Origin of the sequence: Streptomyces sp. NPDC048288, assembly GCF_043201555.1 — a bacterium.
GTDB lineage: Bacteria > Actinomycetota > Actinomycetes > Streptomycetales > Streptomycetaceae > Streptomyces.
In genome coordinates this window covers 45,390-57,708 of the sequence record NZ_JBICZD010000029.1, presented here as the reverse complement: position 1 = coordinate 57,708, position 12,319 = coordinate 45,390, and the positions used below count along the sequence as shown (strand labels likewise).

The window sequence follows — 12,319 nt, the reverse complement described above, 5'->3', positions numbered from 1 at the left end:
AGGTGAGGGAGTCGATGAGGATGATTCCGCCGGAGGTGAGGATCGCCGTGGCGGACACCCAGCCGACGCTCAGCACCGCGACATCATCGAAGATCTTCAGCGGGTCCAGCGCGGTGGGATGCGGAACGGTGAAACCGGACGTGAGCGCGGTGATGAGGTTCGTGAGAATCGGGTTGTCGCCGGCCAGCTCGGCAGCACGGTCGAAGTAGTCCTGCGAGGTGGCGGCGGTCGCGGCACCGGCGAACTGCGCGTGCAGGAGCGATGCCGTACCGGCGCTGACTGCCACGGCGGCGCCGACCTGCCAGAAGCGGCGGCGCGTGAGGGATTTGTGGCGGGGACCCTCGGAGGGCGCCGGAAGGGGCATGTCGGCCGTCGGATCGGTCATTCGGGTGGCTCCTGGCTGGTGAGGGACGGGGGGATGTGTAGTTGATATATCATCTACACCTGTCAGGACCGGCCTTCGGCTGCCCGGTGGAGTCCTCCGGCCGGTCGGTGGCGGCCCGTCAGGCGGTGACGGTGGCCTGTTCGTCGTGCTGCTCGGCGTGGGCCTCGGTGCCGGTGAGGGGGGTGTCCCGGCGTTCCTTGAGGAAGAACGTGACGGTGAGACCGACGAGGGTGACGGCCGCCAGGTAGACGCCGACGGAGTAGACGGTGCCGGTGCTGGTCTGCAGTGCCTCGGCGATCATCGGGGCGAACGCACCGCCGAGGACGGCTCCCAGGGCATACGACAGGGCGGCGCCGCTGTAGCGGACGGCGGTGGGATACAGCTCGGCGAACAGGGCGGACTGCGGGCCGTAGGTCAGGCCGAGGCCGATGCTGTAGAGGACGAGGCCGAGCACGATCAGGCCGGTGTTCGCGGTGTTGAGCAGCGCGAAGAACGGGAACATCCAGGCGAGTTGGATGAGGAACCCGATGCGGTAGACGCGGATGCGGCCGATCCGGTCCGACCAGATGCCGCCGGCCAGGGTGCTGGCCAGCCAGCCCACGGCGGCGATCATGACGCAGATCAGGATGGTGGTCGGGTTGATCTTGAGGTGGTTGACCGAGTAGGCCTGCACGTAGCCGCCCGTGGTCATGTAGCCGACGGCGTTGTTGGCGGCGAACAGCAGGGCTCCGGCGACGACCAGGGGCCAGTGGTGGCGGAAGAGTGTGGCGAGCGGGGTGCGGGCGCGGTCGCCGGTGTCCTTCAGCTCCTGGTAGACGGGGCTCTCCTCGACCCGGCGGCGGATGACGAAGCCGGCGGCGACGAGGACGACGCTGAGCAGGAACGGGATGCGCCAGCCCCAGGAGAGGAACTGCTCGTCGGTGGTGAGGGCGGTGATCAGGGCGAGGACGCCGTTGGCGAGCAGCAGGCCGAGGGGCGCGCCGAGTTGGGGGAAGGCGCCGAACCTGCCGCGCTTGCCGGTGGGGGCGTGTTCCACGGCGATCAGGGCGGCGCCGCCCCACTCCCCGCCGGCGGACATGCCCTGCAGGATGCGCAGGAAGACCAGGATGACCGGGGCCGTCACACCGATGGAGTCCCGGGTGGGCACCAGGCCGATGAGGGTGGTGGACACGCCCATCAGCACCAGGGTGGCGATCAGCATCGCGCGGCGGCCCAGCCGGTCGCCGAGGTGGCCGGCCACGGCGGCGCCGACCGGGCGGAAGAAGAAGCTGATGCCTATGGTGGCGAAGGAGATGATCAGCGAGTCCTCGCCGAAACCCTCGAAGAACACCTTGCCGAAGACCAGGCCGGTGCACAGGGCGTAGATGAAGAAGTCGTACCACTCGATGGTGGTGCCCGCCATGGCTGCCAGCGCGACCGTGCGGTGCTGGCGGCCTGTTGCCGTTGAGGGCTGGGACATGGCTGGTCCGATCGTCAGCGGGTCATCGTCGACCCGGAGCGGAGAGGTGAGCAGTGGGGAGTGAGCAGTTGGGGGGAGCAGTGAGGGGTGGGGATCGGGGAGGGTTCGGCGGCTCCGCGTCAGGCGGCGTAGTCCGGGGCGATCCGGTCGATACGGCGGCGCAGCGCCGTGAACAGCGTCCGCCCCGCCTGTGTGCGGTCGCCCATCTGGAAGGACTCCCTGGTCGAGCGCACCGCGGCCTGCGACATCACCGGCATCAGCGGCTGTCCGGAGGACTGGGCGGCCAGCTGGATCTCGCAGGCTCGCTGCAGCGTCCACAGGGCGGAGAACGCGGCCGGCAGGGAAGGGCCGAGTGCGAGGAGGCCGTGGTTGCGCAGGATCATCAGGTTGCGCTCGCCGAGGTCGGCCACCAGGCGTGGCTTCTCCTCGGGGTCCACGGTGACGCCCTCGAAGTCGTGATAGGCGACCATGCCGTGCAGTTGGGCGGCGTAGAAGTTGTCCGGGTCCAGTCCGCCGCGCAGGCAGGCGACGCCCGTGCCCGCGGTGGTGTGGGTGTGCATGATGCAGTGGGCGTCGGGCCGGCCGGCGTGGATCACGGAGTGGATCAGCAGTCCCGCCTCGTTGACGGGCCAGTCGGAATCGGACAGCAGGTTTCCGTCGAGATCGATCTTCACCAGGTTCGAGGCGGTGACCTCGTTGTACATCAGGCCGAACGGGTTGATGAGCAGGTGCCCGTCCTCGCCCGGCACCCGCACGGTGATGTGATTGAAGATCATCTCGACCCAGCCGAGGTGGTCGAAGATCCGGTAGCAGGCCGCCAGTTCGAGCCGCGCCTGCCACTCGGCCTCCCTCATACCGGCGGGCTTCTTCGTGCTCGTGGGGAGGTCCAGAACGGTCACTGCCGTACTCCTTGATCCATGGGTGTCGCCGCTGGGGGGAGGCGTACCTCGGTGTGCAGGAGCATGGGTGCGTGAGCCGTGGGCAGCCAATGTCGAGGGCGCCATCAAAAGCGCCCGCGCGCTGTGCGATCCGACACTAAGGCTGGGTCAGGGCCGTCAGTTCCAGGGTCAGCAGGAGACGTCGTGTCGGGTCGGCGAGCGACACCCCGAAGAGTTCTTCGGCCCGGCGCAGCCGCAACCGCAGTGTGTTCTGGTGGATGTGCAGCGCGCCGCTGGCCGCGACGACGTCACCGAAGTGCCGCAGATACGCGAGCAGGGTGGCCGCGTACTCGGTGGCGTGCTCGGCGTCGTGCGCCCGCAGCCGTTCCACGATGCCGGTGCGCAGTTCCGCGTCGTCGCGTACCGCGCGTACGAGCCGCCGCAGCACCAGCTCCGGCCGCAGCTCCTCGGTGCGGTAAGCACCCGGATCCGCGCACCGCTCCCGGAGGTGGTCGAGGGCCGCGTCGATGTCGCGGCGGGCCCTGAGCAGGGGCGAGAGCGCGCCCACGGTCGGTGAGCCGACCGCGACGAACGAGCGGTGCAGGCTGTGCCGGGCCCGGTCGAGGAGGTGGTCCAGCAGTACGCCGGTGGACACGCGCCCCGAACCGGCGGCGGGCAGCAGTACGTAGACGTGCTCGCCGAGCAGGGCCGCAGCCGGTTCGTAGCCGAGGGAACGGCTGTCGAGGACGGCGAGATCGACGAGCCGCAGCAGAGCGGCGTGCCGCCGGGCCGCCACACCCGCGTCCGCCGCGTCGCCCGTGTCGCCGCCTGCGGGCACCGCCTCGCTCAGCCCCGCCAGGACACCGGGGAGGCGGACGCCGCCGGGCAGGCCGCTCTGCCCCGACCGGCCCTCCAGTGCGGAACGCAGGGCGCGGTCCCGGCTCTCCTGCTCCGCGTCGACCTGGCGGCGCAGCGCCAGCATGTGCAAAGCCGCCACCCGGGCCGCCTCCTGCAAGGTGGGCCCGCAGTCCGGGACCGAGGTGTCGTCGGGGAACGCGGCCCACAGGGAGCCGAGCACGTCCTCGCCCGCCCGGATGACCACGGCCATGCGCGGCAGGCTTCCGGACCGCTGGTGGCGTACGACCGTTTCGCTCGTCCACACCTTGCGGTCCAGGTGATCGGCGATCGCGTCCTCGGGCACCCGGCGGCCGAGGATCCCCTGCCGCCGGATCTCGTCGATGGGCTGGTCGGGCAGGTTCGAGTAGGCGACGATGATCTGCTGTGTGTCCATGATCGCCACCGCTCCGCCGACGATGCCGGCGACCGCATTGGCCAGGGAGAACAGATCACCGCCCGTCCGTGCGCCGTCGGGTTCGGAATCCACCGCACGCGCCGCCAGCACGGAGGTGGCCAGGCGCTGGACCCGCGTCCACGGCATCTGCGGATTGACGGCGAGTACGGGAACCCCTGTGGAGCGGATCCGGGCCAGCAGGTCGTCCCGCGCGGGAAGGGCACACTTGACGGCGAGCGCGCACGAGGTGTCCGCCGCCGTCCGGAGGGCGGCGTCCATCGCGCCGGGATCCGCGATGTCCACGCCGACGCCGAGCAGCAGGTGCCCGGCCGCGGTCGCCCGCACGACCTCGGCAGAGTCCAGCAACTCGACACCGACGACCCGTGGTTCGGCCTCGGCGCCCTCCGACAGCACGCTGACCACGTCGTCCTGCAGAGCGACGACGAGCTGTTCGAGGAGCATGGCGGTCATACGGGGTCCTCCCGCACGCGAGAAATGGAGCGATGGCGGAATCTACATCAGAGGACGGCCGCGAGTGTAGATACCGACATTGTCGTGGATGACGCCGCAGCGCATGCTCGCTGCCATGGGACAACGGATCACCATCGTCGGCCCGGGTGCCGTCGGCGCCGCCCTCGCCGGGGCGTTCGCCGCGTCGGACGCCGAGGTCTCCCTCCTCGGCAGGCCGGGCCCGCACTTCGACGCGATCACCGCGCGGGGTCTCGCCCTGCGCGGCGAGGAGGCCCGGACCGAGCACCGCCACTGGTTCCCCACGGCGTACGACGCCTGGCGGCTTCCCGTTCCGGATCTGGTGGTCCTGTGCGTCAAGAGTCGGCACCTGCTATCGGCGGCCCGCTCCGTACGGACGTGGATCGATCGCGGTACGGACGTCCTCGTCGTGGCCAACGGGGTCCCCTGGTGGCTGCTGTCCACGGTCGAGTACTCCAAGGCCGGCCACGTCCTGCGCTCGGTCGACCCCGACGGAGAGCTGTTGGCCCTGCTGCCCGCCGAGCGCGTGATGGCCGGGGTCGCGCACTTCAGCAGTGTCGTCGACAGCCCGGGCCGGGTGACCCACGTCAGCGGCAGCAGGTTGATCGTCGGCGACCCGGCGGGCGGGGTCTCGCACCGTGTCACCCGGTGCGTCGCCGCGCTGTCCGCGGGCGCCATCCGCCCGGAGCCCGCCGTGGACGTCCGCCGGGACATCTGGGAGAAGCTGCTGGGCAACGTCAACCTCAACCCCGTCAGCGCGCTCACCGGCGCCACCGTCCTGGACATCCTCGACGATCCCGACACACGTCGGCTGTGTGCCGCCATGTTCGCGGAGACGGCGGCCGTCGGCGCCGCGCTGGGCATAGACAGTGCCCTGACGGCCGACGAGCGGCTGGCCGTCGCCCGCGAACTCGGCGCGTTCCGGACCTCGATGCTGCAGGACGCGGACCACGGCCGCCCTCTCGAACTCGACGCCGTCGTGGGTGCCGTGCGCGAACTCGCGCGTCACACCGGCGTCCCCGCCCCCTCCCTCGACACCGTGCACGGCCTGCTCGCCCTGCGCGAGCGCGTCCGCGGCCACGCCCGGACGCCCGGCACCTGAAGGAGTTCCGTGCCACACCCTCTGGGCACTCCCCCGTCGAAGATCATCGCCGTTCACCTGAACTACCCCAGCCGGGCCAGGGAACGCGGGCGGGCCCCGGCCCACCCCTCCTACTTCGTCAAGCCGCCCTCGTCGCTGTCCGGCACGGGCGAGCCGATCGTCCGGCCGGACGGCTGCGAACTCCTCGGTTTCGAGGGCGAGATCGCCCTTGTCATCGGTTCCCGCGCACAGCGCGTGGCGCCGGAGGACGGCTGGTCGCACGTCCGCTGGGTGACCGCCGCCAACGACGCGGGCGTGTACGACCTGCGCTACGCGGACCGCGGCTCCAACCTCCGCTCGAAGGGAGCGGACGGCTTCACGCCGATCGGGCCCCGCCTGCTGGACGCCACCGAACTCGACCCCGCCGCGCTGCGCCTGCGGACCTGGGTCGACGGCGAACTGGTCCAGGACGACACGACCGACACGCTGCTGTTCCCCTTCGGGCTGCTGGTCGCCGACCTGTCCCGGCTGGTCACCCTGGAACCCGGGGACGTGATCCTGACCGGTACCCCGGCCGGTGCCTCAGTGGTCTCGCCCGGCTACACGGTCGAAGTCGAGGTCACCGGGGGCGAGTTGTCGACCGGACGACTGGCCAACCCGGTCATCGCCGGGCCCTCGCTGGAGCCGTTCGGCGCGATGCCCCGGCTGGATCCGGCCGAGCGCGATGCCGCCTACGGCACCGCCCACCCGTTGCTGGACCCGGCCCTCGGAGAAGGGCTCACCTCGGTGGCGGTCGCGACGCTCAGCGCCCAACTGCGCGCCCGCGGCATGCCCCACATGTCCGTCGACGGTGTACGACCGCTGCGGCCGGCCTCGGCGAACCTGGTCGGCGTCGCCCACACCCTGCGGTATCTGCCACTGCGCGAGGACCTGTTCCAGCGGTACGGCACCGGCATGAACGCCCAGAAACGGGCGATCGAGGAACTGTGCCCGGGCCATGTCCTCGTCATGGACGCCCGGCGCGACGCGAGCGCCGGCACGCTCGGCGACATCCTCGCGCTGCGGGCGGCCAGGCGGGGCGCGACCGGAATCGTCACCGACGGCGCGGTCCGGGACAGTGCCACCGTCGCCGACCTGGACCTGCCGGTCTACGCGGCCGGCGCCCATCCGTCCGTCCTCGGCCGCCGGCACGTCCCCTGGGACACCGGCGTGCCGATCGCCTGCGGCGGCGCCCTCGTCCAGCCCGGTGACCTGATCGTCGGCGACGCGGACGGGGTGGTCGTCGTACCCCCGGAGCTGGCCGCCGAGCTGGTCGCCGACTGCCGGGAGCAGGAGCGGCAGGAGCGGTTCATCGCCGAGCAGGTCACCGCGGGCGAGAGCGTCGACGGTCTGTATCCGCTGGGTCCGGCCTGGCGGGAGGCCTATGAGAACTGGTGCAAGGGAGACTCACAGTGAAGTTCCGCAGCGATCCGGCGGTCATCCGCGGGTCCATAGCCCCCGTCGTGACACCGTTCACCGACGAAGGGGCGGTCGACCACGACAGCCTCGCCGCGTTGATCCGCTTCCAGCTGGACAACGGCTCGCACGGTGTCTCCCTGGGCGGATCCACCGGTGAGCCGAGCGCGCAGAGCGTCACCGAGCGGATCGCCGGCATGCGCACGGCGGTCGAGGTGATCGGTGACCGGGTGCCGTTCCTGCCCGGCACCGGCTCCCACAAGCTCGGCGAGACCATCGAACTCACCGCCGCCGCCCATGAGTTGGGTGCCGACGCGGCCCTGGTCATCACGCCGTACTACGCCCGGCCCACCCAGGAGGCGCTGTACCAGTGGTACGCGACGGTGGCCCGGGAGTTCCCGGACCTGCCGATCGTCGCCTACAACGTGCCCTCGCGCACGGCCGTCGACATCGCCCCGGAGACGGTCAAGCGGCTGTTCACCGACTTCGACAACTTCGTCGGGGTGAAGGAGACCACCAAGGACTTCGAGCACTTCTCCCGCATCCTGCACGCCTGCGGCCCCTCCCTTCTGGTGTGGTCCGGCATCGAGCTGCTGTGCCTGCCGCTGCTCGCCCTCGGCGGTGCCGGTTTCGTCTCGGCCGTCGCCAACCTGGCGCCGGGCGCGGTCGCGCGGATGTACGAGCTGTGGGAGGACGGCGACTTCGACGGAGCCCGTGAACTGCACTACCGGCTGCACCCGCTGGTGGACCTGCTGTTCGTCGAGACCAACCCGGCGCCCGCCAAGTGGGTGCTCGCGCGGCAGGGCCGCATCTCCTCCCCGCACGTCCGCCCGCCGCTGACGACTCCCACCGACGCGGGCCTGACGAAGATCCGCGCGCTGCTCGCCGAAGGCGGCGACCTCACCGCACAGATCGGAGCCGACCGGTGACCCCCGCGGACCTGCCCTCGACCATCCGGCACTGGATCGGCGGCGATCTCGTCGACGCGTCCGACGGTCGCACGTTCGATGTCTCGGATCCGGTGTCCAACACCGTGTACGCGCAGGCCGCGCGCGGTGCGGCGGCCGACGTCGACCGGGCCGTGACCGCCGCACGGGCCGCTTTCCCGGCCTGGTCCCGTATCTCGAACCGCGAGCGTGCGGGCGTGCTGTACCGGATCGCGGAGGCGGTCGAAGCCCGGCACAACCGCCTGGCCGCCTTCGAGACGTACGACACCGGGCTGCCCGTCACCCAGGCGAAGGGCCAGGCGCGGCGGGCGGCGGAGAACTTCCGCTACTTCGCGGACGTGGTCGTCGCCCTCGGCGAGGAGGCCTTCCGGCAGGGCGAGGAGCAGTTCTCCTATGTCGTGCGCACTCCGGTCGGGGTCGCCGGGCTGATCACGCCGTGGAACACCCCGTTCATGCTGGAAAGTTGGAAGCTGGCCCCGGCGCTCGCCGCCGGCTGCACGCTCGTGCTCAAGCCCGCGGAGTGGACGCCGCTGTCCGCGTCCCTGTGGCCGGAGATCTTCGCGGAGGCGGGCGTGCCCGCGGGCGTGGTCAACATCGTCCACGGCATCGGCGAGGAGGCCGGCCAGGCCCTGGTCGACCATCCGTACGTGCCGCTGATCTCCTTCACCGGGTCCACCGACACCGGCCGGCACATCATCCGGTCCAGCGCGCAGCACCTGAAGACCACCTCGATGGAACTGGGCGGCAAGTCCCCTGCGGTCGTCTTCGCGGACGCCGACGTGGAAGCCGCCCTGGACTCCGTCGTGTTCGGGGTGTTCTCCCTCAACGGCGAGCGCTGTACGGCCGGTTCCCGGGTTCTCGTGGAGCGTCCGCTGTACGAGGAGTTCACCCGCCGGCTGGCCGAGCGGGCGGCGAACGTGCGGGTGGGCCTGCCCGCCGACCCGGCCACCGAGGTCGGCGCGCTCGTCCATCCCGAGCACTACGAACGCGTACTGAACTACGTCGAGATCGGCAGGAAGGAGGCGAAGCTGGTCGCCGGCGGCACCCGCCCGGACCATCTCACCGGGGGCAACTACCTCCAGCCGACGGTCTTCGCCGACGTCGAGCGCGACGCCCGTATCTTCCAGGAGGAGATCTTCGGCCCGGTCGTCGCCGTCGCCCCCTTCGACACCGAGGCCGAGGCGATCGAGCTGGCCAACGCCACCCGGTTCGGGCTGGCCGCGTACATCTGGACCTCCGACCTCAAACGCGGCCACCGCATCGCCCACGCCGTCGAGTCCGGCATGATCTGGCTCAACTCCCACAACGTGCGCGACCTGCGCACCCCGTTCGGCGGGGTCAAGGCGTCCGGCGTCGGCCGCGAGGGCGGCGCCCACTCCATCGACTTCTACACCGAGTCGAAGATCGTGCACGTGGCCCTCGGCCAGGTGCACACCCCCCGCTTCGGGGTCCGCTCATGACCGCGCCCGATGTCGTCCGCTCCGCCTACGCCCAGCTGGCCGTCACCGATCTCGGCGCGGCCCGCTGGTTCTGGGTCGACATGCTCGGCTTCCACGTCCAGTACGAGGATCCCGGCACCCTCTGTCTGCGCGGCACCGACGAACTCACCCACCATTCCCTGGTGTTGCGGCGGGGCGAGCGGGCCGCCCTCGACCACATCGCCTACCGGGTGCGCACCCCGGAGGACGTCGACAGGGCGGAGCAGTTCTTCACCGAACTGGACCGTCCGGTCAAACGCCTGAAGGGGGGCGAGGGCACACCCGGAATCGGTGACGCGGTGCGGGTGGTGGACCCGCTCGGCTTCCCGGTCGAGTTCTTCCACGACATCGAGCGCGCCGAACGCCTCATCCAGCGTTACGACCTGCGCCACGGCGCCGAGATCGCCCGCCTGGACCACTTCAACATCTGCACCCCCGACATCCCCGCCGCCTACGCCCACTACGAGTCGCTGGGCTTCGGCTGCTCGGAGACCATCGAGGGCGACGAGCACGAGCTGTACGCGGCCTGGATGTACCGCAAGCAGACCGTCCACGACGTCGCCTTCACCTGCGGCCCCGGACCCCGCCTGCACCACCTGGGCGTCGCCACCCACGAGTCCCACCAAGTCCTGCGCGCCGCCGACCTGTTCGGCTCGGTGCGCAAGGAGCACCACATCGAGCGCGGACCGGGCCGGCACGGCGTGTCCAACGCCTTCTACCTGTATCTGCGGGATCCGGACGGCCACCGCGTGGAGATCTACACCTCCGACTACTACACCGGCGACCCGGACCACGAGACGTACCGCTGGAACGTCCACGACGACCGCCGCCGCGACTTCTGGGGCAACGCCGTCATCGAGTCCTGGTACAAGGAGGCCACCCCGGTGCTCGACCTGGACGGCGCTCTCCAGCCGGTGGCCGACGGCCTGCTCGACGAGTCGGCCGTACAGGTCGGCGCCGACGGTCTCGGCTGACGCCGGCCCGGCGGGCGGGCGGTGGTGCCTCCCCCACGCGCGCCGCACCGCCGGGTCGGTTCCCACCACGCCTGGGATGTGTTCGTCCCGTTCTGCACGAAGGACCCCCCTTGCCCCTCCACACCGTTGCGAGCGCACGGCTCCTGTGTCCCGTGGCGGCGGTGCCGCTCGCCGTCCCGTGCGATCGGCTCCTTGCCGGTCTCGGGGCACCGTCCTTGTTCCCGGACGCGGCCGAGGTGCCCCTGCCGTCCGCGCGGCGGCCCTGGTGACCCCGCCGTTCGCGCGGCGCCGCGCCCGGGCCGCCGCGCCCGATCCCGTCCCGGCCGTCCTCTCCCTGGGCCTCGACGCCACGCGCCTGACCGCAGGCCTGCGGCCGAGACGCGCTCAAGAGCATCTGGACCACAGCGCCCATCTGACGGCACACGGCCCACTCCCCGACCCTGGCGAGTTCGGGCTCCGCGATCTGCTCGCGCTCACCGAGCAGATCGCCCTGCCGGGGCGCGACCGGACGGGCTTCCCCTTCCACCGCAAGCTGCGCGCCGTCATGGCCTCGGCCCGGCGAAGCGGACTGACCGCGGCGGTCGTCGTCGCCGCGGTGGAGGACGATCCGTCATGCCGCAAGGACGAGGTGCTGCTCCGCCGCGCGCCCCATCTGGTTCTGGACGGCGCGCTGTTGACCGCGGAGGTGCTGGGCGCGCAGCAGGTGGTGATCGCGGTGTCCCACCCGGCGGCAGCGGCCGCGCTGAAGGCCGCGGTCGGCGAGCGGCAGCCGCGGCGACGCGCCCGGGGACCCGAGGTACGGGTGATGCGACCGCAGGAACGTTTCGTCACTGGAGTGGGTGACGCCTCGGCAGGCGGCCTCGAAGGGGTGCCGACGCTCTTCTCGAACACGGAGACATGGGCGCAACTCGCGGTCGCGGCCCGGATGGGCGCGGCGCGATTCGGCGTGCTCGGGGAGCGGGGCGAGCCGGGAACCTTCCTGGCGACGGTGACCGCGCATACGTCGGGCGGCAAGGGGCCCGTGCAGACCGTGGTGGAGGCGCCGCTGGGAGCGCCCCTGGCCGCCCTGCTGGAACGCTGTGGAACGGATGCCGGACAAGCGGTGCTGCTCGGCGGCTACGACGGAGCCTTCCTGCCCCGCCGGGCTGCCGACGTCGCTCTGATGTCGTGCCGCGGAATCGAGGCGGCGGGCGCCGTGTTCGGAGCGGGCTCTGTGACGCGGGTACCCGAGGAGACGTGCCCGCTGGGAGAGGTGGCTCGAGCGGCGCACTGGCTGGCTGCGGAGAGGGTCTCGCACTGCGTGCCCTGCTTCCGGGGGCTGTCGGCGCTCGCCACGGCCCTGGACGATGTCGTACACGACGGTGGTGCTCCGATGCGAGACCGGCTGCGGGAGCAGGTGGCCGCGGTCCGGGGCCGGCCCGGGTGTTCGCATCCGGACAGGTCGGCGACGTTCGTCCTGTCGGCGCTGTCGACGTTCTCGGACGACCTGGCGGCGCATGCGCTGGGCAGCGGCTGCGGGCGGCCGGTAGGGGGCGCCTTGCCGTTGCCGAGGGGGCCGCAGGCAGTGAAGACGGCCGAACGGTTCACGATGGACTGGACGCTGTGCGACGGACACGCGCTGTGCGCCGATGTGGTCCCGGAGTTGATCCGGATGGAGCAGGACGGCTATCCGGTCCTGTCCGCCACGGCGGTCCCGCCGCGTCTGGCCGCGCGGGCGCGACTCGCGGTGCGACGGTGCCCGACACTCGCCCTGCGCGTCGAAAGAATCTGACAGGCGCAACGCATCGGGGATGCCCGGTCGCCCCAGATGCTCCGCCCCGCGTCCCCACTGCGGGAACGGGGGCCGCCGTGCCTCTGCCGGGCAGTGTGTGCGCTGCCCGGC

The 12,319-nt window shown here is 71.5% G+C and carries 9 protein-coding genes and 1 pseudogene; 6 read left to right on the top strand and 4 right to left on the bottom strand.

Annotated elements, in window-relative coordinates; genetic code table 11:
* The 4 genes and pseudogenes from ACGFZS_RS49305 to ACGFZS_RS49290 all read right to left on the bottom strand — a co-directional run.
* Window positions 1-385: pseudogene (locus ACGFZS_RS49305) on the bottom strand (MBL fold metallo-hydrolase); the annotation flags it as partial.
* A 118-nt stretch (window positions 386-503) separates the two neighbouring features.
* On the bottom strand, window positions 504-1,844 hold the full coding sequence (locus tag ACGFZS_RS49300) for an MFS transporter (RefSeq protein WP_393800769.1): 1,341 nt from the start codon (window positions 1,842-1,844) through the stop codon (window positions 504-506).
* Window positions 1,845-1,963: 119 nt separating this feature from the next.
* Complete coding sequence (locus tag ACGFZS_RS49295) at window positions 1,964-2,743, bottom strand: class II aldolase/adducin family protein (RefSeq protein WP_393800768.1); 780 nt, start codon at window positions 2,741-2,743, stop codon at window positions 1,964-1,966.
* A gap of 136 nt (window positions 2,744-2,879) precedes the next feature.
* Window positions 2,880-4,484, bottom strand: a complete 1,605-nt coding sequence (locus tag ACGFZS_RS49290; protein ID WP_393800767.1) for a PucR family transcriptional regulator — start codon at window positions 4,482-4,484, stop codon at window positions 2,880-2,882.
* Between the two features lie 115 nt (window positions 4,485-4,599).
* On the opposite strand from ACGFZS_RS49290, the gene ACGFZS_RS49285 reads away from it, so the two are divergent.
* The 6 genes from ACGFZS_RS49285 to ACGFZS_RS49260 all read left to right on the top strand — a co-directional run bounded on the left by ACGFZS_RS49285 (window position 4,600) and on the right by ACGFZS_RS49260 (window position 12,208).
* Window positions 4,600-5,604, top strand: coding sequence for a ketopantoate reductase family protein (locus ACGFZS_RS49285; RefSeq protein WP_393800766.1), 1,005 nt, complete (start codon window positions 4,600-4,602; stop codon window positions 5,602-5,604).
* 9 nt (window positions 5,605-5,613) lie between these two features.
* Window positions 5,614-7,038: a fumarylacetoacetate hydrolase family protein gene (locus tag ACGFZS_RS49280; RefSeq protein WP_393800765.1), complete on the top strand. Its 1,425-nt coding sequence runs from the start codon at window positions 5,614-5,616 to the stop codon at window positions 7,036-7,038.
* Window positions 7,035-7,967: a 4-hydroxy-tetrahydrodipicolinate synthase gene (gene dapA, locus ACGFZS_RS49275; RefSeq protein WP_393800764.1), complete on the top strand. Its 933-nt coding sequence runs from the start codon at window positions 7,035-7,037 to the stop codon at window positions 7,965-7,967. The genes ACGFZS_RS49280 and dapA overlap by 4 nt, the downstream gene beginning before the upstream one ends.
* Window positions 7,964-9,445, top strand: coding sequence for a 5-carboxymethyl-2-hydroxymuconate semialdehyde dehydrogenase (gene hpaE, locus ACGFZS_RS49270; RefSeq protein WP_393800763.1), 1,482 nt, complete (start codon window positions 7,964-7,966; stop codon window positions 9,443-9,445). The genes dapA and hpaE overlap by 4 nt, the downstream gene beginning before the upstream one ends.
* A complete protein-coding gene (gene hpaD / locus ACGFZS_RS49265) occupies window positions 9,442-10,437 on the top strand; it encodes a 3,4-dihydroxyphenylacetate 2,3-dioxygenase (RefSeq protein WP_393800762.1) in 996 nt (331 codons plus the stop codon). Before hpaE ends, hpaD begins: the two co-directional genes overlap by 4 nt.
* A gap of 265 nt (window positions 10,438-10,702) precedes the next feature.
* The gene (locus ACGFZS_RS49260) at window positions 10,703-12,208 is read left to right on the top strand and encodes a ferredoxin (RefSeq protein WP_393800761.1); all 1,506 of its coding nucleotides are present in this window, start codon (window positions 10,703-10,705) and stop codon (window positions 12,206-12,208) included.
* Window positions 12,209-12,319 lie beyond the last annotated feature (111 nt).